Origin of the sequence: Streptomyces sp. NPDC002138, from assembly GCF_040296485.1 — a bacterium.
Taxonomy (GTDB): domain Bacteria; phylum Actinomycetota; class Actinomycetes; order Streptomycetales; family Streptomycetaceae; genus Streptomyces.
Genome location: NZ_JBEOXE010000021.1, coordinates 13,200 through 35,170, shown reverse-complemented (window position 1 = coordinate 35,170; position 21,971 = coordinate 13,200). Strand labels below are relative to the sequence as shown.

Genomic DNA, 21,971 nt, shown 5'->3' with positions numbered 1-21,971 from the left:
TCAGTCTCCTTGTGGGGTGGTGCTGTTCGGGCCGAGGCCGCGCAGCCGGCCGTGTTCGCCGTCTCCTTGGAGGCGGACGGTCTCGGTGAGGACCCGGTGGCCCTCGCCGGTGAAGTGGAACCAGCCGTGGCGCGGCTCCAGGTCGCAGCCGCGCAGCTTCTTGGCGTCGTAGGCGGCGAGGCCGTACCAGATGTCACGGACTCCGTTGGCCAGGGACCAGCGGATGGTCTCGTGGTAGGTGAGGGCGAAGTAGACGCCCTTGGCCCGGTCGTCGTCGAAGCCCGCCGTGCGCCCGAACAGGGCGTCGCCCGAGCGCAGGTAGAGGACGAAGCCGAGGGTCTCGCCGTCGCGTTCGGCGCTCAGGACGAGGGCGCTGTCGCCGACGGTCTCGCGCAGGGCCGCGAAGTCCCGCTCGACGCGCGGGCGGCCACCGGGCAGGCCGTACTTGGCGCGCAGGGCGACCTGGAGGTCGACGACCGGTCCGGTGAGGGCGTCGGCGCCCTCGCGGATCACGGTGGTGAAGCCGGCCTCGGCGTACTCGCGCAGTTCGCGGTTGGCACGCTTGCGCTTGCGGCTGACCAGGCCGGCCAGGTACGCGTCCCAGTCGGGGGCGTCGAGGCGCAGTACGGATTCGGCGCCGAGGACGGCCGGGACGTGGCCGAGGTCCGCGGCCGCCGGTCCGAGGATCGCGGCCTGCTCGTCGGTGACGTACAGCAGGGCGTGGCTGGCGCAGCCCAGGAAGCGGGCCGCGTCGTCGAGCAGCCGGGGCAGTTCGGCGAGGACCTCGCGGCGCTCGGCTTCGGTGCGTCCGGTGGCGTGGACGATGCCGTGGTGGGAGCCGAAGACGGACAGGGCCACGGAGGGGTACTGGGCGCGCCGGGCCTCCGGGAGGGCGGCGCTCAGCTCGTCCCAGCGGGCGCGTTCGGCCTCGGTGAGGTGGTCGGGGTCGCCGAAGGCGCCGAGGTTGCCGGTCATCTTGGGCGCGTCGTAGAAGAGCAGTCCGCCGCCGTCGCGGGTGAGGAGCAGCGGGGCGAGGGCCACCAGGGCGCCGTCGGCGGCGTGGACGGCGAGGTAGTGGGTCTCGTGGAGGTCGGTGCGCTCGGTGAACCGCCACCAGCGGTCGTCGTCCCAGATGACCGGGGGCCGCTCCAGGGCGGGGAAGTCCGCGGCGGTGGGGCGGCTCGTGGCGTCGAGGACCTTGGCGGAGTACTTCACCGCTCCTCCTCTGCCGCTGCGGTGACCAGGTCCCAGCCGAAGGCGGCTTCGGTGTCGGCCTCGGTCTTGGCGACGAGGGCGAGCAGCTCCCCCTCGTTCGCGGCGGTGACCAGCCAGGTGGCGATGAAGTCGCCGGACTTGCGGCCGGTGTAGCGCGCGCCGCCCCAGTCCTCACCGGGCTCGGCCAGGACCGCGAAGTCCCGGGTGCCGTCGGGTGCTTCGATGGGCACGCGGGTGATCCGCCCGTTGCGCGGCGGCAGTCCGAAGTTGGCGACCAGCGGGGCGCTGCTGGCGTGCGCGCGGACGGCGTCGAGGTCCACGGGCAGCGCGCATTCGATCCTGGCCCACAAGTGCCGTGGATCGAGACCGAGTACGGCCTCCAGCATCGCCGGGATCGGGGTGCCGCCGACCCGGCCCGCGATCTCGCACAGCACGATCTCGTCGGCGTCGGTCACGAAGAACTCGGCGTGCACGAAGAGCGCGGGCGCGGCGGGCAGAGCGGCCACGAGCCGCCAGGTCTCGTCCACGAGCCGCCGGTGCAGGGGGTCTTCGCGTTCCAGGGTCCAGCTGCCGTTGCCGGAGTCGGTCCAGTGGGAGAGGCAGCCGCCGTCGGTGTAGAGGGAGGGGACGGAGACGACCGGTTCGCCGCCCGCGTGCAGGGCGTCGACGTGGAAGAACCGGCCCGCGACGAACTCCTCGACCTCGTGGCCGCCGGAGCGGATCCGGTCGGCGACGGCGGGGAGGTCGTCGGGGGTGTCCAGGACGGCCACGCCGGTGGAGCCGGAGCCGCCGCGCGGCTTGACGACGACCGGGCCGGGGTGGCGTTCCATGAAGGCGAGGACATCGGCCGGGGAGTCGGCGGGGGCGAAGGCGGGAACCCGGATCCCGCCCGCGGCGGCGAGTTCCTTCATCCGGACCTTGTCCCGGTAGGCGCGGGCGCTCTCGGGGCGCTGCCCGGGCAGGGCGTACTCCTCGCGCAGGGCGGCGGCGCGTTCCACGTCGACCTCGGCCAGCGCGAGGACGCGGGTGACCTCGTACCGCTCGCACAGGCGGCGCGCGGCCTCCCGTACGGCCGCGTCGTCGAAGTAGTCGGCGACGGTTTCGACGGCGTGGAAACCGGGGCCGGGGTCGACGCCGTGCGCGGTCACGGCGAGCAGCCGGCCCGCCTCCTCGCCGAGCCATTCGGCGAAGGGCAGTCCGGCGTTGCGCGGGCTGAGCAGGACCAGGATCATGCGTCCGCTCCGGTTCCGTGGTGTGCGGCGAGCGTGGCGAAGGCGTTCGCGGTGTGCGGGTCCAGCGGGATGCCGTCGGCGGCGCGCCGCTCGGCGTGACGGCGCTGCGGGTCGCCGGGGACCTGGACGGGCTCGGTCGCCTCGACCCCGGGCCGGGTGCCCCGGGTGGTGCCGACCAGGTCGGCGAAGCCCGCCGCGAAGCTGTCGGCGCCGCCGAACGCGGCGGGGTCCAGGCAGATCAGGAAGTGCCCGACCTGGCGGCTGCGGCCGGGCGCGGATTCGCCGATGTGCTCCAGGTGCCAGTCCGCAGGCGATCCGGTGAGGACGGCGCCGAGGAGCGTCGCGACCATGGCGAGGCCCTGGCCCTTGTAACCGCCGAGCGGGGAGAGGGCGTACGCGTCCTCGGGGTCCGTGGCGGGGCGGCCGTCGGCGTCGGTGGCCCAGCCCGGGTCGAGGGCCCGGCCGTGCTTGCGGCGCTCCTTGATCTCGCCGAAGCAGACCTGGCTGGTGGCCATGTCGAGCGCGAACTCGTCGCCGTCGTGGGCGGCGGCGAAGCTGAGCGGGTTGGTCCCGTAGAGCGGGGTGGTGCCGGAGAAGGGCGCGACGCGGGAGGCGGCGGAGGTGGTGACGATGCCGACGAGGCCCTGGGCCGCGAGGTGGCGGCTGTAGACGGAGGCGGCGCCGAAGTGGTTGGAGTTGCGCACGCCGACGGCGGCCACGCCGTGGGCGCGGGCGCGCTCGGCGGCGATCCGGGCGGCGGCAAGACCCGCGACCACGCCGAGGGCGCCGTCGGCGTCGAGCATCACGGCCGCGCCGGAGTCCCGGACGACGGTGATGTCGGGGCGCGCGGTGGCGATGCCCTCCTCGAGTTCGGTGAGGTACTGCGGGAGCAGGCGCAGGCCGTGGGTGTCGATGCCGCGCAGCGAGGTCTCGGTGAGGGCCGCGGCCACGTCGCGGGCGTCGTCCTCCGGGACGCCCGCGGCGCGGAGCGCGGCGATCGCGGTGGCGGTGGCGGCGGCGGCGGTCACCAGCGCGGGGGCCTCGGTGGCGGCCCCGGCGGTGGGGGCCTCGACGGCCGGGGATGCGGGGACGCTGGTCATGCGGGTGCCTTCCAGACCAAGAGGGATTCGGCGACCGGGGCCTCGGCGGCGAAGCCGGTGGTGCGGGCCGCCTCGGGGAACGCCGGGACGGTGCGGTCGGAGCGCATCCACACCGTGTCGGCGCCCTCGGCGACGGCGCGGGTGACGGCGGTGCGGAGCAGCGCGGCGAGTTCCTCCGCGCTCGTCCCGTCCTCGACGGACAGCTCCGTCAGCCGGCGCACCGCGTCGCTCGGCTCGTGGCCGGGCAGCGGCCGGCGGCGTTCGACGAGGGAGGCGACCGGGGCCGCCTCGCGGTAGGCGGTGAGCCCGCCGCCGTCCCATCCCGCGCGCCCGGCCAGGGTGGGCCGGACGGTGAAGGCCGGCCCTTCGAACGCGGGGACGAAGCCGGTGCCCGGAGCGTCGGGCAGGGTGATCCGGCCCCGGTCGTCGAGCAGCGCCCCGACGCCCGTGTCCACCGCGAGCAGGGCGATGGAATCCGCGTCGAGGTGGTCGACGTACGGACCGAGGTGGGCGGTCGCCGAGACGCCCGCGCTGGATTCCGGCATGCAGCCGAGCATCGTGCCCAGGCCCGCCGCGCGTGCCCGGCGCAGCATCCGCAGCGCGGGGGTGATCCCGCCGGCCTTCATCAGCTTGAGGTTGACGCCGTGGAACGCCTCGGCGCAGGCGTCGAGGTCGTGCGGCCCGGTGATGCTCTCGTCGGCGTACACCGGGATCGGCGAGGCCGCCTTGAGCGTGCGGGCGTCGTCCCAGCACTCGCGCGGGAACGGCTGCTCCAGGAGTTCCACGCCCAGCTCGCGCATCGCGTCGAGCGCGCCGAGCGTACCGGCGAGGTCCCAGCCGCAGTTGCCGTCCACGAAGAACGGGGCGTCGGTGTGCTCGCGCAGCGCCCGCAGGATGTGCAGGTCGCCGGGGGCGGCGAGCTTGACCTTGTAGGCGGGCCAGCCCGGCTGTTCGCGGAGCTTGCGCACCATCACGTCGGGCTCGTCCAGCCCGATGCTGTAGCTGGAGTGCAGGGCCTGCGGCTCGTCGGCGCCCAGGTGCCGCCAGAGCGGTACGCCCGCCAGCCGGGCCGCGAGGTCGTGCGCGGCGACGTCGAGCGCGGCCAGCAGGAAGGGCGAACCCGCGAGCAGCGGGGCCAGGACGGCCCAGCTCCCCTCGGGGTCGTCGGCGGGCAGCGCGCGCACGGTGGCCGCGACCCGCCGCAGGTCGTCGTGCATGGCGGCGAGCGAGGAGTTGTAGCGGTCGGTCATGAAGGCCGAGGCCTCGCCGAAACCGGAACGGCCGCCCGCGGACAGCTCGATCAGCAGCCCCGGCTGCACCGGGATGGCCTCGCGGGCGCTGCGCCAGACGTCGTGGTCGGTGAGCCGGATCTCGTGGACTTCGAGTTTCATGCGCCCAGCTCCGGGAACGGCGGGAAGGAGGCACCGGAGGCGGACAGCGGCTTGAGGTCGTCGTACCACTGGGCGTGCTCGTCGTAGGCGGCGAAGAAGGGACGGCCGACCCACTCGGGGCGGCGGGCCTGCAGGAAGCTGAGGACGAAGGCGCGTTCGCCGCCGACCTCCGCGGTGCCGTGGATCATCACCTTGCCGGGTCCGGCCGACATGACCGGGCCGCGCGCGGTGCGGGCGAGGCCGGAGACCCCGCGCAGGGCCTCGGTGTAGATGTCCAGCGCACGGACCAGCGGCAGACCGAAGTAGTTGCGCGCTCCGGTGTCCCGCTCCACGAACATGTAGTAGGGGACGATGCCGAGGTCGACCTGCATCTGCCACATCCGGGCCCAGGCGGCCGCGTCGTCGTTGACGTGCGCCACCAGGGGGGCCTGAGCGCGGATCACCGCGCCGGTGGACCGGATCCGGGCGATGGCCTCCCGTACCGCGTCGGTCTCCAGCTCCCGGGGGTGCGAGAAGTGCGCCATGACGGCCACGTGGCGGCCCGCGGCGACGGCCTGTTCGAAGAGGCGCAGCAGGTCGTCGGCGTCTTCGCCGGTGGTGAAGCGGGCCGGCCAGTACGAGAGCGCCTTGGTGCCGAACCGCAGGGTGCGCACCGTGTTCGCGCCCGGTTCCAGCAGCGGCTCGACCCAGCGGCGGATCACGTCCGTACGCATGATCATGGGGTCGCCGCCGGTGAAGAGCACGTCGGTGACCTCGGGGTGCCCGGCGAGGTAGCCGGTGAGGTCGGCCGGGTCGCGCAGCGCCTGGCGCAGCTCGGCCTGGCTGACGAACTGGGCCCAGCGGAAGCAGTATCCGCAGTACGAGTGGCAGGTCTGGCCCTGCGAGGGGAAGACGAGCACGGTTTCGGCGTACTTGTGCTGGAGCCCGTCCAGGCGGCGGCCGTCCAGCTCGGGGACGTTGGCCTCGAGCTGGCCGCCCGGGTGCGGGTTGAGTTCGAGCTGCGCGGCCGCGGCGGCCAGGCGCAGTTCGGCGCGCGGGGCGCCGTTGTCGAGCAGCGCGGCCATCCGGTCGAAGACGTGCGCCGGGAGCATGTCGCGGTGCGGGAAGGTCAGCCGGAAGATCGGGTCGTCCGGCGCGGCCGACCAGTCGATCAGCTCGTCCGCCACGTACTCGTTGACCTTGAACGGCAGCACGCTGCCGACCACGCGCAGATCACGCACGTACTCCACGGGCATGCCGCGGTCCTGTGCGAGCTGAGCGAGGCGCTCATTGGCGTAGTGTTTCACCGGAAGTCTCAATTCCTCTTCTGCTGCTTCTGCTGCGACGGCATCGGCGGGGCGGCGGCGTGCGACGCGGGACGCGGGACTTCGAGGTCAGCGCGTGGCGACGTGCGACTTCGACCAGTCGAACTCGACGAGGTCCTGCACGCCCATCCGCTCGATGAGGGTGTGCAGCCCCGTGTAGTCGCGCACGAGGCGCTTGCGGCTGGTCTCGGCCTGGCAATCGGCCAGCATCGCGTGGCCGCCCTCCACCTCGGCGAGGTCCATGATCCGGTGCCAGGTGGTGTAGTCGGTGGCGACGAACGCCTCCAGGCCCTCGAAGAGCATGTCGCGGAAGAACTTGCCCTGTTCCGCGTCGAGCTTGTCGTGCACCATCTCGGCCAGGACGGCGGAGATCGAGGCGTGGCAGTACTCGTCGCGGTTGTGCAGCTTGGCGGTGCTGCTGTTGACCGGCTGGATGTGCGGGTCGTCGGCCAGCAGGTCGAGGTAGGCGTTGATCGAGATCTCGGACACGGTCGCGAAGGCGAGCGTGGTCAGTGACTTCTGCCAGCGGTGCGTGGCGCCCTCGCGCAGCCGCAGGTGTTCGCGGGCGGTGTGCGAGACGGGCAGTTCGTTGTCGGGCATGGCCCGGCCGCGCCGACGGCGGGTGAGCGCGCTCGCGTTGAGGTGCATGAGCGTGTGGTATTGCTCGTCGACCATGGCCTGCGCCAGCGAGATGTTCAGCGCCTCGTCCTGGAGCATGGGGTACTCCCCCTCCATGACGAGGGCGAACGCCGGGTTGGCCACCTTCTGTTCGGCCATGATCGTGTGCCGGTTGTACGCGATCCACGCCCAGCTCATCAGCTCCGACTTCTTCGCCGGGTCCAGCGCCTGGTAGGTGGGGTGGTCGTGGAAGGGCAGGATGCCCTCCGGGTAGTCGGGCCGGTCCATCTCGAACAGCTCGTCGAGGTCCGGCTCGTCGCGCTTCACGGTGGCCCGGCGGTGCCAGTTGCCGACGAGGCGGCGGATCACCGCGGTCTCGACCTGGTCGTCGGGGTTGTACCGCGGCACGCCCTCGGGCAGTCCCCGCAGCTCTTCCGGCAGACCCGTGGGGAACTCCTCGGTGGCCTCCTCTTCCTTCTCCGAGAGCGGGACGTTCTGGGCGATGGTGGTCATGGTCCAGCCTTATGTGATCGGTGTTCCGGGGTGCGCGGTGCGGTGGCCGTTCCGGCGCGGGGCGGGGCGGGGCGGAACGGCGTGCGGCGAGGGGTCGGGTGACCGGCGGGGCGCGTGGCCGACGGTGGCGGAGCACGGAGGTCGGGCGCCGGGGGCGGCCGGCGCCGGACCGCGCGTGCTCGGCGGGCGGTGCGTGGCGGACGGCGGCTTTCCCTGGGGCTCGGCGTCGGCCCGTAGACGTCATAGGCCCCGTTGGTGTCCTGGGTGGCTCGGGGCCGGCGTCGGCGCCGGGCGATCAGTGCTCGGCCGCGATCCAGTACCGGGTGAGGTGCCGCTTGGCGTCGCGGTAGGCGGAACGGGCGTGCACCATCCGCTGGTTGTCCCAGATGAGGACCGCGTCCTCGGGGATCAGGATGGACTGCTTCTGCTCACGGAAGAACGCTTCGGCCTGCTCGGCGAGGTGGATGCCGAAGCTGCCGAGGGGCAGGTCCGCGGGGTCGACGGAGGCGTCGACCGGCGGGTCGTACTGCCCGGTGGTCAGCAGGTTGTAGCTGAAGCGGACGATCTCCCGGCCGCCTTCGGTGCGCTCGACCACGGGACGGCGTACGCCCTCGGTCCCGACGCCACCGGTGTTGTGGCCGACCCAGTCGATGTCGCGCTCGTAGAGGGCGGCCCGGTCCTGCTCGGCGAGCGAGTCCACGAAGCGTCGCATGTCGGCCAGTTCGGTGTGGCCGCTGCCGCAGGTCGCCTGGACGCGGCAGTGCAGCGCCAGGTAGCTGGGCGTCGGATTCCAGCCCGGCGCCTCGGTGTGGACCAGGATCGTGTTGACGCTCTTCGAGTAACGGCGCTCCTCGAAGCCCGGAGCCGCCTTGACCTGGTAGCGGAGCGATCCGTCGTACTGCGGGACGAGTTCGCCGAAGGCGCTGAGCACCTCGGCGGCCTGCTCGTCCGATTCGATGCCTGTGAGCAGAGTGCAACCCTGTTCCGCAAGTTCCCATGCGTGAAGATCAAGGGCCGTGGTCATGACGAACTCCCCCGAGAATCAATGGCGTTGAGCTGCCCGGCAATCGGATCACGATCGCGCCGGACTGCATCCCGGGTCGATATTCGAGGAGCGCGGCAAGCCTGGCAATGTTTCGAACAGTGAGATGGGTCACCGCCGCCCGCTGCAACCGAACCCGTCACCAAGGGCCCCGCGGCCTGCGGTTGCTCCTCTTCGGGCGCTCTGTAACGTATACGGGAGTGTCCGGATAACGGCGATCGGAATGTCAGGTCACGCAGGTGCGCCCGCAGCCCCGCACACCCTCCCCCGGTGTCCGCGGCGCGCCGTGCGCCGGGGTGCGGGAGATGCGGGCGGAGAGCCGGGTTCCGCGCGTCCCGCCCTTGCCCGACAACAGCGGTTGCAAACGGAGGCCGATCAGGTGCCGATGTGCGGCGGCGCGGGGCCGGAAGGCCTGCCACACGATTCCCGCCACCGGAGCGCGGTGGCCCGCGCGGGGCCGTAAGCTGTCCGGATTTCGACGTTCCTCTTGTCCCCGTGGGCCTCGTGGCGTCACTCCACGCTCATCTCCACCACCACCCGGGTGTCCCCGCGCGGCCGTGCGGCGACGGATCCCGTGGCGAACGTCACTCCCGTTCCGTCGCTTCCGGAAATCCGCGGGACGCTCCGGATCCAGTCCGTGGACACGGGGCCCGTGGACCGGCCCGCCAGGGGCTCCCGTACGCGGTTCCGGTACGCAGTTCCGGTACGCGGTTCCGGTACGCGGTTCCGGTACGCGGTTCCGGTACGCGGAAGGCCGGGGTACGCCGTCGGGCGCACCCCGGCCGGGGCGGGAGGCCGTACGTCCTATGGCATGCGCAGCAGCTTGGCCCCGAACGACGGCTCGGCCAGGCTCTCCTTCAGGGCCAGCGGCACGGCCCTCGCCCCGGGGCCGTCGCCCAGCACCAGTTCACCGACCTGGGTACCCGCCTTGGCCGCGTGCGGCAGCGGCTTGCCGCCGTCGGCGAGGCGCAGTCGCACCTTCTGGCCCGGTACGCCGACCGCCTGGACGTCGCGCGTCGCCACGAGCGGGGTGCGCTTGCCGAGGCCGTCGTCCACGTACCCGACGACCTGGCCCTTCTTCACGGCTCCGGCCGCCGTCAGGGCGGCCCGCACCGACTCGATGATCTTCTTGCTGTTGTCCTTCACGAGGGCCAGGCTGTTGATGGCGTCCTTGTCGGGTGCGGGGGCGCGCTGCTCCAGCGTGGCCCCGATGATCAACTGGTCCTTGCCGCCGACCGACTTGTACGCCGCCCACATCAGCGCGCCGCCCGCGGCCGAGCTGGAGCCGGTCTTGATGCCCATGATGTTGAGTCCGGACAGCAGCAGGTTGCCGTTGTTGTTGTCGAGGGGCGTCTTGAGGCCGTTGACCGTGGCGTTCGGCAGCCGCACGATCGCCCGGAACGCGTCGATCCGCATGACCGCCTCGGCCAGTTTGAGCTGGTCCTCCGCGGTGCTCCGCGTCCCGGCGTCCAGCCCGCTGGGGTCGGTGTACGTCGTGTCCTTCATGCCGAGTTGCTTGGCGGCGGCGTTCATCTTCTCGACGAACGCGCCCTCCGAGTCGCTGTTGGTGTCCCATCGCGCGAGCAGCCGGGCGGCGTTGTTGGCCGACGGGATCAGCAGCATCTCCAGCACGTCCTGCTCGCTGAACTTGGCTCCCACGGTCAGGCCTTCGACGCGCGACTCGTCCGCGGACGTGCCGTCCGCCACGGTCTTGGCGTCGATCTCGATCAGCGGACCGGCCTCGCCCTTCTTCAACGGGTGGCCGGTGAGGATGACGTACGCCGTCATCACCTTCGCCACGCTGGCGATCGGTACGGGCTTCTGCTCCCCGAAGGAACCGACGTCGCCGGTGCCGACGACGCGGATCGCGCCCTGGCCGGCGGCCGGCCAGGGGGCCGTGTACGTACCGTCGAAGGTGAAGGAGACCGCCGCCTCGCCGGTGGCCAGGGTCGGCGCCGGCAGCGGCCGTACGGTCTGCGCGACCACGGCGGCGCCGATCAGCGCGAGCAGGACCGGCGTCCAGATCTTGAACCGGCGGACGACGGTACGGGCCGCCGTCTCGGCCGGCGGGGGCGTGTTGGTGAGCTGCGCCAGCAGATCGAGGGGCGGCAGCGGCGGGGAGACGGATGCGGATGCGGATGCCGGGGGCGCGGTCTGGGGCGGGGCCACGGCTCCCTTGGCCGGGGCCGCCACCTTGGCCCACGCCGGGGCCGCGGGCGCGGCCGGGCCCTTGGCCGGGGTGGCTGCCGGGGCCCCGGTCGGGGCGGATGCCGAACCCTTGACCCGGGTCGCCGGAGCCCCAGTCGGGGCGGATGCCGAACCCTTGGCCTGGCTCGCCGGGGGCCCGGTCGGGGCCGGGGCGGTGGTCCGGGCCGGGCCCTTGGCCCAGGTCGGCGTCGAGGCCGGGACCTTGGGCCAGGCGGGGGCGGCGTCGCGATCCGGCGCCCCGGCCGGAGCCCCGGGTCCCTCGAGGGGCTTCAGGGTGATGAACTTGCTCGTCCGCTCACTGTCGGACTCCGGTACGGCGCCGTCCTCACCCTCGTCCTCACCCCCGGACCGCGTGGCGGCCGCGGAGCTGGCCTTACCGACCCCCTCCGGCGCGTCCTCCGCCTCGGCACGCGAACCCGCCTCGCCATCCGCCTCATCCCCGGAGCCCGGCGCGACATCGGCACCGGATCCAGCCCCAGCGCGCGGGCGCGACGCGGACCCGGCCGCGGACCCGGCCTCACCGGCAGCCTCCGGCCCGGCGTCCGCCCCGGCACGCGAACCCGGCTCGGTACCCGCCTCAGCCTCGGAGCCCGACGCGGCATCCGGCACGGATTCCGGCTCGGATTCCGGCTCGGACGGCTCGGCTTCCGGCTCGGGGATCTCGGCTGCTGCGGGCATGTCTTCGGTGGGGCCGTCGCCCTCGTCTTCGGCATCGCCATCGTCGTCGCCATCGGGCAGCGCTCGGGCTCCGGACGCGGGCTCCGGCTCCGCCGCGCGGGCGGCTTCGCGCGGGGGCAGCGTTTCCGACTCCGCGCCGTCCGCGGACCCCGGCTCCAGCTCCAGCTCCGGCCGCCGCGCAGGCTTCGGTTCCGTATCCGAGTCCGAGTCCGGGACGGGTGCCGTCTCCACCGCGGGCGCGGCAGACCGGGGGTCCACCGCGTCGGCATCCGACGAGCCCGCGTCGGCCGGGGTGGGGTCCGGCGACGCATCCTCCGGGGACCGGGAGTCGCCCGGGGCGGGGGCAGGGGCCGGTGACGGGTCGGGGTCGGCCGGGGCAGGGGCCGGGGTGGCTTCGGGGGGTGCCGGTTCCGGGGTGGGCGTGTCCGCCGTGTCCGCGGTCGAACCCTGCGCGCTCTTCGACGTGCCGGACGACTCGCCCGCCACTGATACCGCCTTCATCCGTCGTGCCGCCTAGCTTGTACCGGCCGGGACACCAGCCCGCCCTCTGCCTCTTGGTGTCGGTGGCGCCCCCGCGGGAGGGCCACTCGATCATGTAGAGACCTGGGGGCACCCATTGGTTCCCTGGAATACGCCCCTGAATATCCGACTTGCGTCAGGACGCGGCGATCCCGTTCAGACGCGCGGTGCGAACAGGTGCGAGGCCCGGTGTTCCGCCGCCAGCCAGGACACCCCCGCGCCCAGCAGCCCCGACGCCGTGGCGCGGGCGAGGGCCTGACGGTGCTCCGAGCACGGTTCGCAGCCCGGGGTCCAGTGCGGGATGTGCTCCAGGTGCATGTTGGCCAGGTGCCGGGCCAGCCGGGTGCGCGAGACCCTGGCCACGTCCCTCGACCCGTCGCCCACCACGTGGAACTGCCGCATCGTCGCGTGCAGCCGGACACATTCGGCGCAGTCGGACATCCAGGCCGGGGTCGGCGGCCACTGGGTTGCGGGGCTGACGCCGTCGGCACTCATGGGCCCACCTTAGTTGCAGGTCACGGCCGCACCGGCCCATGGCGTGGACCACCGCGGCGCGCGTCGCGCCCCGTCAGGCGTCGTACTCGGTCAGGTCGATGGTGTGCACCTGGAGGAGGTGGCCCTGGGCGGGGTGGGTCACGTCGCGGTCCGACTCCATGCCCAGCTTGCGGATCACGTTCTCGGACTCGTCGTTGCCCGCGCGGTTGATGGCGATGACCCGGTCGAGGCCGCGGTCCTGGAGCGCGAACTCCAACGTCGCGTGCGCCGCTTCGGAGGCGTAACCCTGGCCCCAGAAGGGCCGCCCGAGCCGCCAGGTGATCTCCACCTCGTGCGCGAACTCCGGCAGGTCGACCGGCACGGTCAGCCCGACGGCGCCGATCAGTTCTCCCGAGGCCAGCAGCTCGACGGCGAACAGGCCGAAGCCCTCGTCGTCCCACTCCTCCTCGTAGCGCTCGATGTCCCCGGCCGTCTCGTCCAGGTCACGGACGGAACCGTCGCCGATCCAGCGCATCACCTCCGGGTCGGCGTTGATCTCCGACAGCGGGACGAGGTCGTCGTCGTTCCAGCGGCGGAGGAGGAGTCGGGGGGTGCGGATCTCGGTCATGCCCCTCATCCTGCCGAACGTGGCCGGTCAGGGGTAATCGGGCCCCTCCCTTGCGCTCCCCGCGGCCCGGACCCGGCGTCCTCGGCGGCCGGACGGAAATCCTGTCCGCCGAGGACGGGCCGGGCCCGGCGCCCCCGCCTCGCCCCCCGTCGTCGTGAGCCGCTAGTGCGCCGCGACCGCCGCCTTGCCGCCGACCTGGGGGTTCTCCTTCAGCCAGGCGCGCACGGCTTCCTGCTCCTTGCCCTTGCCCGTCTGCTGGATCTTCGCCTCCAGGCCGGTGAGCTGCTGCTCGGTCAGCTTGAAGTCGCGCAGCCACGAGGTCACCTCGGGCTCGTCGGTGGCGAATCCCTTGCGGGCGAGGCTGTGGATGCCGTCGCCCTTGCCCCAGGCGCCCTTGGGGTCCGCGAGCTTGGTCAGGTCGTACGAGGCGTACGCCCAGTGCGGGGACCAGAGCACGACCGCGACGGGCTCCTTCTTGTCGTACGCCCGCTTGAGCTCGGCGAGCATGCCGGGGGTGGAACCGTCGACGACCTCGTACTCGCCGTCGAGACCGTACTCCTTGAGCACCTTGCTCTTGAGCAGGCCCATCGCGCCCGCGCTGGGCTCGATGCCGATGATGCGGCCCTTGAACTCGGCCGACTTGCCCTTCAGGTCGGCGAGGGACTTGACGTCCTTCATGTACGAGGGGACCGACAGCTCCAGGGAGGTCGGCCCGTACCAGGAGCCCAGGTCGTCGAGCTTGTTGCCGTACTTCGCCCAGTACTCGGCCTGGGTGACCGGCAGCCAGCCGTCGGTCTGGAAGTCGACCTGGCCGCCGGCGAGGCCGGTGAAGAGCGCGCCCAGTTCGATCTGGCGGGCCTCCACCTGGAAACCGCGGCGCTCCAGGAGCTCCTTCCACAGGAACGTGGAGGCGATGCCCTCGTCCCACGGGATGTAACCGATGCTGATCTTGCGGCCCTTGCCGATGTCGTCGGCCGCGTCGACGGTGCTCTTGCCGGGGCCGCCGAAGGCGTTGAGGCCGCCCGCGACCAGGGCGAGGACCACCACGCCGGTGAGGGCGTAGGCGGGCTGCGGACGGTGGTTCCACACCTTCTTCGGGCCGGCGGCCAGGGCACGGGCCCTGGCGAGGGTGCGGCGGCCGAGCGGCGAGACCTGACGGCCGAGGGCGCCGGTCATCCGGTCCAGGTACATGGCGAGGATGACGATGGAGATGCCCGCCTCGAAACCGAGGCCGATGTCGATGTTGCCGATGGCGCGGTAGACGGCGCCGCCGAGACCACCGCCGCCGACCATGCCCGCGATCACGACCATCGACAGGCTCAGCATGATCACCTGGTTGATGCCCGCCATGATCGTGGGCAGGGCGAGGGGCAGCTGGACCTTCATCAGGGTGTTGCGCGGGGTGGTGCCGAAGGCCTCGGCCGCTTCGACGAGTTCCCCGTCGACCTGACGGATGCCGAGTTCGGTCATCCGTACGCCGGGCGGCAGGGAGAAGACGATGGTGGCGATGATGCCGGGGACCACGCCCACGCCGAAGAAGATGATCCCGGGAATGAGATAGACCATCGCGGGCATGGTCTGCATGAAGTCCAGGACCGGGCGCAGTACGCCGCTCACCCGTGCGGAGCGCGAGGCCCAGATGCCGAGCGGGACCGCGATGACGAGGGTCACCAGGGTCGCGACGAGCACCAGGGACAGGGTGGACATCGCTTCGTCCCACAGCTCGACGGAGTCGATGAGGGCGAGCCCGGCGAAGGCGAGCAGGGCGGCGAGCAGGCCGCGCAGCCACCAGGCGGCGACGGCGAGGATGCCGGCGAAGAGCAGCGGGTGCGGGAAGGACAGGACGGCGTCGATGCCGTCGTACAGGCCGGTGACGACGGTGCTGATCGCGTCGAACAGCCAGGAGAGGTGGCTCTGGAGGAAGTCGACCGCGTGGTCGACCCACACGCCGAGGTGGAGGCGGGGCATCAGACGGTCACCTCCTTCTTCTGGCGCGGTACGGCCGTACGGTCACAGCTCAGCGGCGGCCGCTGCTCGTCGCCGATGAAGGCGACCAGGCGGGACTGCGGTACGCGGCCCACGACGGCGCCGTCCGCGCCGGTGACGGCGACGGGATGCGGAACCCGGGCGCTGACCGCGCACAGCTCGGCGAGCGGGGTGTCGGTGCTGACGGTGGGGCAGGCGCAGGCGCGGTCCTCGGCGCCGCCGGCGCGGTCCTCGGCGCCGCTGTGGCGGTCCTCGGTGCCGCCGGGGCGGCCCGGTCCGGTCATCACGGCCTCGGCGGTGAGCACGCGGGAGCGGTCCACGTCCTGGATGAAGGAGGCGACGTAGTCGTCGGCGGGCCGCATGAGGATGTCCTCCGCGGTGCCGAGCTGGACGATGCGTCCGTCGCGCATGACGGCGATGGAGTCGCCGAGGCGCATCGCCTCGTTCAGGTCGTGGGTGATGAAGACGATGGTCTTCTTCAGCCGGGCCTGGATCTCCAGCAGCTGGTCCTGCATGTCGCGGCGGATCAGCGGGTCCAGCGCGCTGAAGGACTCGTCCATCAGCAGCAGGTCGGCGTCGGTGGCCAGGGCGCGGGCCAGGCCCACGCGCTGCTGCATGCCGCCGGAGAGTTCGTCGGGCCAGGAGCGTTCCCAGCCCTCCAGACCGCACAGGGCCAGGGCCTCGGTGGCCCGGCGCTCGCGCTCGGCCCGGGGGACGCCCTGGACCTCGAGGCCGTAGGCGGCGTTCTCCAGGACATCGCGGTGCGGGAACAGCGCGAAGTGCTGGAAGACCATGCTGATCTTCGTGGAGCGGACGTGGCGCAGTTCACTCGGGCTGAGCGCCGTGAGGTCCTGGCCGTCGTAGAGCACGCGCCCCGCCGTCGGCTCCGACAGCCCGTTCAGCATGCGCAGCAAAGTGGACTTTCCTGATCCGGACAAGCCCATGACGACGAAGATCTGGCCCGGCTCGACACTGAAGGAGGCGTCGATCACCGCTGCCGTCGTTCCGTCGGCGCGCAGATCGTCGCGGTCGGCGCCGCTCTCGAGGGAGCGCACCGCCTCTTCGGGTCGTCTTCCGAACACTTTGTAGACGTGTTCGGTCTGGAGCCTGGACACATGTACCTCGCGGGTCGTAGTGGGCACGGCATACCGGCCGGAAGGCCGACGGACCGTGGAGCGATGCGGGATCCGCCCGCTTCGTCCCGGACCGGCAGACAGCACCGGACCGGGGTTCGCTCAAGGGGCGCAAATGCCCTGTCTGCGAATGTGCAAACACAATGGTGATCCAGTTCACGTTTGGGGCGAGCGGCGGGCGAGGCCGCGTCAGGAACCGGGTCGCGGGTAGACGGGCGCCATGACACGGACCCTGAAGTGGAGTTGGGGCGCCAAGCCCTCGGAAGAAGCCCCTGCGGAGCCGGAACGCAGGTCGGTTCGACGTCTCATCATGCGGACAGCGGTGATGCTCCTGGCTTTTGCCGCGATGGTCGCGTTCAGCGTGCTGCTGGCCCGCCTCACGCTGGAGCCTTCGGCCGCCTCGGAAGGGCTGATCTACAGCAATGTGCATCCGGGACGATCGATGCGCGCGTACATCGACCACGGCACGGCGAGGGAGGCCGCGCGCCAGCTCGGCGGGAACCTCCTCCTCGGCGTCCCGTTCGGCGTCCTGCTGCCCGTCCTGCTGCCCAGGGCCCGGGGGCTGGCGCGGGTCGCACTCGCCACGGCGGCCGTGATGCTGCTGGTGGAGCTGGTGCAGGGCGCCCTGGTCACGGGACGGGCCTTCGACATCGACGACGTGATCCTCAACACGTCGGGCGCGCTGCTCGGGTACCTGCTGCTCGGGCGCCGACTCGGCCGGGCGGTGCACCCGCGGCGCCGGCACTGGTGGCACCGGTGGTACCCGCGAACGGAGCGGCGGGAGGTGGGCCCGGGGGTCGAGGAGGTCGGACCGTAGAGCGAGCACCCTGACGGCCTGTTCGAGCGTCAACAGATTCCAACAGAACACTGCGGGCGGCTGGCGGGCGGCCAAGGCGGGCGATGGCGGGGCGGTGGCGGGCCTGGAGGCGAGCGGAGCTGTTGTTTCCAGCGTCCGCTGTATTGACATGCTCACGAAACGGCAGTGTGATGTGTGCCGTCTCGTTGGATTCCGTTCGATCCTGATGATTTCTCCCGGGATTCCGAGACGCGTTCACACATACGACATCTCGCCCCCAGGAGCCGTCCGTGCCTGTGTCACCCCCTTCGCCTTCGCCTGCCTCGTCTCCTTCGCCCCGGTTACGCGGCTCCGCCGTCCGGCGCCTGGTCGCGGCCCTTTCGGCGCTGCCGCTCCTGCTGCCCGCGGCCGGAGCCGCCGCGCTCGCCGGAGCCGCCGTGGTCACCGCCGCGTCACCCGCGGCCGCCCTGCCCGACGGCCAGGCGCTCACACCGCCGATGGGGTTCAACAACTGGAACTCCACCCACTGCAGGGCCGAGTTCAACGAGAGCATGGTCAAGGGCATCGCCGACCTGTTCGTCTCCAAGGGGCTGAAGGCCGCCGGGTACCAGTACGTCAATCTCGACGACTGCTGGGCGCTGCCGAACCGCAACGCGCAGGGCGACCTGGTCCCCGACCCGGTCCGCTTCCCCAACGGCATCAAGGCCGTCGCCGACTACGTCCACGGGAAGGGGCTGAAGTTCGGCATCTACACCAGTGCCGGGACCAAGACCTGCGACTCCGTGGGCTTCCCGGGCGGCCTCAACCACGAGCAGCAGGACGCGAACCTCTTCGCCTCCTTCGGGGTCGACTACCTCAAGTACGACAACTGCAACAACCAGGGCGTGGACGCCAGGAAGCGCTACACCGCCATGCGGGACGCGCTCCGCAACACCGGGCGGCCGATCGTCTTCTCCCTCTGCGAATGGGGACAGAACCAGCCCTGGACCTGGGCGGCCGATGTCGGCCATCTGTGGCGCACCACGGGTGACATCAGCGACAGCTGGTCCTCGATGATCAACATCGCGCACACCAACCAGGGCCTCGCGCAGTACGCCGGGCCCGGCCACTGGAACGACCCCGACATGCTGGAGGTCGGCAACGGCGGGATGACGGCCACCGAGTACCGGACCCACTTCAGCCTCTGGTCGATGATGGCCGCCCCGCTCCTGATCGGCAGCGATCTGCGCAAGGCGAGCGCCGAGACCCTCGCGACCCTGTCCAACACCGATGTCATCGCCGTCGACCAGGACCCGCTCGGGCGCCAGGGCACCGTGGTCTCCTCCACCGGGGGTCTGGTGGTCATGGTCAAGGAGCTGCAGAACGGCGACCGGGCCGTGTCCCTGACCAACGAGACGGGATCCACCGCCACGGTGTCCACCACCATGGACGCCCTGGGCATCGGGGGCCGCGCCCCCTACGCCCTCAAGGACCTGTGGACCAAGGCCACTTCGACCAGTAGCGGCCCGGGCCTGAGCGCCTCGGTCGCCGCGCACGCCACCACGGTCCTGCGCATCACCCCCGGCGCCCTCCCGGTCCCGCCCGCCGGCACCTCGCAGCTCTCCGACCTCTCCTGGACCGGCGCGTCGAGCGGCTGGGGCCCGGCCGAGAAGGACCGCAGCAACGGCGAGCAGGCCGCCGGGGACGGTCGCACGCTCACCGTGGGCGGGGTGACGTACGCCAAGGGCCTGGGCGTGCACGCGGCCAGCACCGTGACCTACCACCTGGGCGGCAGGTGCAGCACGCTCACGGTGGACGTGGGCGTCGACGACGAGAAGAGCAGCAACGGCTCGGTGGTCTTCCAGATCTACCGGGACACCGTCAAGGCCGCCGACAGCGGTCTGCTCACCACGGCCGACTCCGCCCGCAGGCTCACCGCCGATCTGACCGGCGGCCAGACGCTCAAGCTCGTCGTGACCGACGGCGGCGACGGCATCAACTCCGACCACGCGGACTGGGCCGCTCCCCGGCTCACCTGCGGCTGACCGTCACGACCCGTCGGGACGTACGCACCGACGACGTGAGCGGGAGCGGCCCGTGCGTCCGGGCCGGGGAGACGGTGGCATCCACCGGACTCTCCGGCGCCGGACGCTCGGTGCTCGGAGCCCAAGGGCCAAGGACCGAGGCCCGAGACCCGAGGCCCGAGACCCAGCGCCCGAGGCCGGTTACCAGATCTGGGCGACCCACTCCGGGTGGTCGATGAACGGGTTCCGGTTGTGCTGGTAGGTGTCGTATATGACCTGGTTGCGGCGCTGCTCGAAGGCGTCCGGCGGGTCCTGCTGGCTCCACTGCTTCAGCACGCTGATCCGGCCGATCGCCGGAGCCGTGCCGTTGTTGACCTTGTCGTTGAGCTCGAGGTCCGCGAAGCCGTCACCGCCGTCGTAGCGGACGGCCATGTAGAGCAGCATCCGCGCCACGTCGCCCTTGACCGCGTCCCGCGGTTCGAAGGAGTCCGAGTCCGTGAAGCTTCCCGGGGCCTCGGCGACCGGGCTGCCGCCCTTGTCGAAGTCCTTGTTGCCGCGGGTGCTGTTGACGGTGACATCCTCGGGCCGCAGGTGGTGCAGGTCGGTGCCCGGGCCGGTCGCGGTGCCGAAGTCGCCGTGGCTCTTGGCCCACACGTGCTCGCGGTTCCAGTCGTTCGCCCCGCCGCCGTTGGTGGACTTGGACTGCGAGCGGCCCGAGTAGACCAGGATCACGTTGTTGTGGTTGGCCGGGTCCTCGTCCGTCACCTTGAGGGCGTTCCACACCTGGTCGTAGGTGACCTTGGACTGGACCTTGATGATCTCGTGGAGCGCGCTCTTGAGCGCGGGGCCGGTCTTGCCTTCGGCGGAGGCGTAGTACGCGTCGACCGAGACGGAGCCCGCGAGGGGCGCGGCGGCGGGCGCGGCCGCGACGGGCACCTGACCCGCCGAGGCGTGGGCCGGAGCGAACAGCAGGGCCGTCGCCGCGAGGCCCGCGGCCAGCGGCGCCAGGCGCGAAGTTCTGATCATGTGGGGGGTACCTCTCCACACGCACCGCTCCCGCCCGGGGAATTGGCGGGATATCAGGTGGCAGAGCGAGGCTCACATTGTCATGTGCCGAACAGATGAAGAACACATGTCGGGAGCCTGGATCTTCCCGGCGGCCCCACCGGGGCCGGCGCCGTGCCTCCGAGCGGGTGACGCCCTCTTGGCAGAACCCCGCCGCGCGGGCACGGTGGCGGTGGCCCCACCCGGGCCGCGGTCCGTGAACAGCCCTCCCAGGAGCAGCCCATGGCAGTGAAGATCCTCATCGTGACCGGCGACGCTGCGGAATCACTGGAAGTCATCTATCCCTACCAGCGACTGCGCGAGGAGGGGTACGAGGTCCACGTCGCGGCCCCCACCCGCAAGCAACTCCGCTTCGTCGTACACGACTTCGAGGAGGGCTTCGACACCTACACGGAGAAGCCCGGCTACTCCTGGCCCGCGGACCTCGCGTTCTCCGAGGTCGACCCGCAGGAGTACGCCGCTCTGGTCATCCCGGGCGGACGGGCGCCGGAGTACCTGCGCAACGACCCCGAGGTCCAGCGGATCGTGGCCGCCTTCACCGACTCCGACCGGCCGATCGCCCAGATCTGCCACGGTCCGCTGATCACCGCGGTCGGCGGCGGGCTGACCGACCGCAGGGTGACCGCCTATCCGGCGCTGGCCCCGGACATGGCGGCCGCCGGCGCCACCTTCGAGGACTCCGAGGCCGTCGTCGACGGCATGCTCGTCTCCGCCCGGGCCTGGCCCGATCACTCCGCGTGGATGCGGGAGTTCCTCACCGTGCTGCGCGGCAAGGCGCCGCTGACCTGATCCGGCCCCGTTCCACGGACGTGGGCCCCGGGGGCGGCCGCGGGCTGCCCCCGGGGCTCCCTCACGCCCGGGCGCGTACGGCGTTCCGTCGGCGCCGTCGTACCCCCAGGGCCACCACCAGCCCCGCCGCCGCGACGGCCACCGCCGCGCCCAGCAGCGTCAGCAGCCACACGGGGGTCCCGTCGTCCGCGGTCAGGAGCCGGTCCGTGTAGACGACGCGCCGGAAGGGGGTGTCCGCGGCGGCCGCCCGCAGCTCGTGATCCCCGTTGATCCGGGCGGGCTGCGGGAACCGCTGGTCGATGGCGGTCAGGAACACCGGCTTGCCACCGGTCAGTTCGGCCAGCGCCGCCTCGCTCTTCGGGTCGCTCCTGGGATCGCTCTGCGGGTCGATACGGCCCGCGAAGGACACCTCGGGGGCGGACCCGCCGATGGCGGAGCCGGGTTCCATCCGGTGCTCCGCGAGGACGTACAGGCCGAGGGACTGCGGGCTCTTCGCGAGCCGGGACAGCCTCATCGGGTAGACCAGCCGGTCGCTGGCGAAGCGGATCCGGAGCGGGTCCAGATCACCGCCGAGGGTCCGGCCCTTGTCCTTCGGCGCGAGCCGCACCGCCACGTACTCCCACTTCTGGTCGACGTACGGCTTCAGTTCGGTGGCGAGGCCGTCGGGCAGCTCGAAGCCGTTGTCCTTCAGCCAGCCGCGCAGGGCCTGCGGATCGGTCGCGGTGAGCCGTGCCACATCGAAGTCACCGAGCTGTTCGCGGCCCACGACGCCGACCTGCGGCGCCCCGGCCGAGGGCGCGGCGCCGCCCACACCGTCCCCGTGCCCGTCGAACGGCCAGTCGCCCTCCCGGGGCCAGAAGTACGTCCGGGTCCGCTGTTCGGGCCGGGTCAGCCGGGCGAGGTCGTCGAACAGAGCGGGGTTGCCCAGCTCGACGGTCGCCCGGCCGGGCACCGGCATGATCCAGGCGGCCCGGTGCGCGTCGCCGCTCACGGTGAACCGCATCACGATCTGTTCCGTGCCGCCGTCCCAGCGCAGCACGGAACTCTCCTGACCGACCCCGATCCGGGACCGGCCGTCGGGGATCATCGCACCGCAACCGCAGGCGTAGGCAGGGCTGATGAGCGAGCCGAGCTGGGTCGCGAGCAGGGCGAGCAGCACGGCGAGAATTCTTCGTTTCCTCCACACGGGGTCTCAGACGGTGAGGCGAGTGATCCGGTTCCGGCCACGCGCGGGGGCGGGGCGGGGACCGCCCGGCCTGCCCCGCGGTCGGCGGGCT

The 21,971-nt window shown here is 72.1% G+C and carries 17 protein-coding genes; 3 read left to right on the top strand and 14 right to left on the bottom strand.

Annotated features, from left to right (window positions below; genetic code table 11):
* The 12 genes from ABT084_RS16035 to ABT084_RS15980 all read right to left on the bottom strand — a co-directional run bounded on the left by ABT084_RS16035 (nucleotide 1) and on the right by ABT084_RS15980 (nucleotide 16,023).
* Nucleotides 1–1,215 (bottom strand): GNAT family N-acetyltransferase, encoded by a 1,215-nt coding sequence (locus tag ABT084_RS16035; RefSeq protein ID WP_351043443.1) that lies wholly within the window; start codon nucleotides 1,213–1,215, stop codon nucleotides 1–3.
* Nucleotides 1,212–2,447, bottom strand: coding sequence for an ATP-grasp domain-containing protein (locus tag ABT084_RS16030; RefSeq protein ID WP_351043440.1), 1,236 nt, complete (start codon nucleotides 2,445–2,447; stop codon nucleotides 1,212–1,214). Before ABT084_RS16030 ends, ABT084_RS16035 begins: the two co-directional genes overlap by 4 nt.
* Nucleotides 2,444–3,547, bottom strand: a complete 1,104-nt coding sequence (locus tag ABT084_RS16025) for an Ldh family oxidoreductase (RefSeq protein ID WP_351043438.1) — start codon at nucleotides 3,545–3,547, stop codon at nucleotides 2,444–2,446. Before ABT084_RS16025 ends, ABT084_RS16030 begins: the two co-directional genes overlap by 4 nt.
* A complete protein-coding gene (locus ABT084_RS16020) occupies nucleotides 3,544–4,938 on the bottom strand; it encodes a dipeptide epimerase (RefSeq protein ID WP_351043435.1) in 1,395 nt (464 codons plus the stop codon). The genes ABT084_RS16025 and ABT084_RS16020 overlap by 4 nt, the downstream gene beginning before the upstream one ends.
* The gene (locus ABT084_RS16015) at nucleotides 4,935–6,224 is read right to left on the bottom strand and encodes a KamA family radical SAM protein (protein WP_351043433.1); all 1,290 of its coding nucleotides are present in this window, start codon (nucleotides 6,222–6,224) and stop codon (nucleotides 4,935–4,937) included. Before ABT084_RS16015 ends, ABT084_RS16020 begins: the two co-directional genes overlap by 4 nt.
* Before the next feature lie 87 nt (nucleotides 6,225–6,311).
* On the bottom strand, nucleotides 6,312–7,373 hold the full coding sequence (locus tag ABT084_RS16010) for a diiron oxygenase (RefSeq protein WP_351043430.1): 1,062 nt from the start codon (nucleotides 7,371–7,373) through the stop codon (nucleotides 6,312–6,314).
* 295 nt (nucleotides 7,374–7,668) lie between these two features.
* The gene (locus ABT084_RS16005) at nucleotides 7,669–8,397 is read right to left on the bottom strand and encodes a TauD/TfdA family dioxygenase (RefSeq protein WP_351043427.1); all 729 of its coding nucleotides are present in this window, start codon (nucleotides 8,395–8,397) and stop codon (nucleotides 7,669–7,671) included.
* Between the two features lie 822 nt (nucleotides 8,398–9,219).
* Nucleotides 9,220–11,802 carry a serine hydrolase gene (locus tag ABT084_RS16000; protein WP_351043424.1) on the bottom strand — a complete coding sequence of 861 codons (2,583 nt, stop codon included), beginning with the start codon at nucleotides 11,800–11,802 and terminating at the stop codon, nucleotides 9,220–9,222.
* 174 nt (nucleotides 11,803–11,976) lie between these two features.
* The gene (locus tag ABT084_RS15995) at nucleotides 11,977–12,315 is read right to left on the bottom strand and encodes a hypothetical protein (RefSeq protein WP_351043421.1); all 339 of its coding nucleotides are present in this window, start codon (nucleotides 12,313–12,315) and stop codon (nucleotides 11,977–11,979) included.
* A 73-nt stretch (nucleotides 12,316–12,388) separates the two neighbouring features.
* Complete coding sequence (locus ABT084_RS15990) at nucleotides 12,389–12,922, bottom strand: GNAT family N-acetyltransferase (RefSeq protein WP_351043418.1); 534 nt, start codon at nucleotides 12,920–12,922, stop codon at nucleotides 12,389–12,391.
* Between the two features lie 162 nt (nucleotides 12,923–13,084).
* Entirely contained in the window at nucleotides 13,085–14,890 is a 1,806-nt protein-coding gene (locus ABT084_RS15985) for an ABC transporter permease/substrate binding protein (RefSeq protein ID WP_351043415.1), read from the bottom strand.
* Entirely contained in the window at nucleotides 14,890–16,023 is a 1,134-nt protein-coding gene (locus ABT084_RS15980) for a quaternary amine ABC transporter ATP-binding protein (RefSeq protein WP_351043412.1), read from the bottom strand. Before ABT084_RS15980 ends, ABT084_RS15985 begins: the two co-directional genes overlap by 1 nt.
* Nucleotides 16,024–16,366: 343 nt before the next feature.
* Between ABT084_RS15980 and ABT084_RS15975 the strand changes: the two genes are divergently transcribed.
* Both ABT084_RS15975 and ABT084_RS15970 read left to right on the top strand, forming a co-directional pair.
* Nucleotides 16,367–16,858: a VanZ family protein gene (locus tag ABT084_RS15975; protein ID WP_502968948.1), complete on the top strand. Its 492-nt coding sequence runs from the start codon at nucleotides 16,367–16,369 to the stop codon at nucleotides 16,856–16,858.
* 476 nt (nucleotides 16,859–17,334) lie between these two features.
* Nucleotides 17,335–18,861: an NPCBM/NEW2 domain-containing protein gene (locus tag ABT084_RS15970; RefSeq protein WP_351043681.1), complete on the top strand. Its 1,527-nt coding sequence runs from the start codon at nucleotides 17,335–17,337 to the stop codon at nucleotides 18,859–18,861.
* Nucleotides 18,862–19,041: 180 nt separating this feature from the next.
* Here the strand turns inward: ABT084_RS15970 and ABT084_RS15965 are convergent, their stop codons facing one another.
* The gene (locus tag ABT084_RS15965; protein ID WP_351043408.1) at nucleotides 19,042–19,866 is read right to left on the bottom strand and encodes an endonuclease I family protein; all 825 of its coding nucleotides are present in this window, start codon (nucleotides 19,864–19,866) and stop codon (nucleotides 19,042–19,044) included.
* 261 nt (nucleotides 19,867–20,127) lie between these two features.
* On the opposite strand from ABT084_RS15965, the gene ABT084_RS15960 reads away from it, so the two are divergent.
* On the top strand, nucleotides 20,128–20,694 hold the full coding sequence (locus ABT084_RS15960; RefSeq protein ID WP_351043405.1) for a DJ-1/PfpI family protein: 567 nt from the start codon (nucleotides 20,128–20,130) through the stop codon (nucleotides 20,692–20,694).
* A gap of 61 nt (nucleotides 20,695–20,755) precedes the next feature.
* Here the strand turns inward: ABT084_RS15960 and ABT084_RS15955 are convergent, their stop codons facing one another.
* Nucleotides 20,756–21,850: a DUF2330 domain-containing protein gene (locus ABT084_RS15955; RefSeq protein WP_351043678.1), complete on the bottom strand. Its 1,095-nt coding sequence runs from the start codon at nucleotides 21,848–21,850 to the stop codon at nucleotides 20,756–20,758.
* Nucleotides 21,851–21,971: the final 121 nt, after the last annotated feature.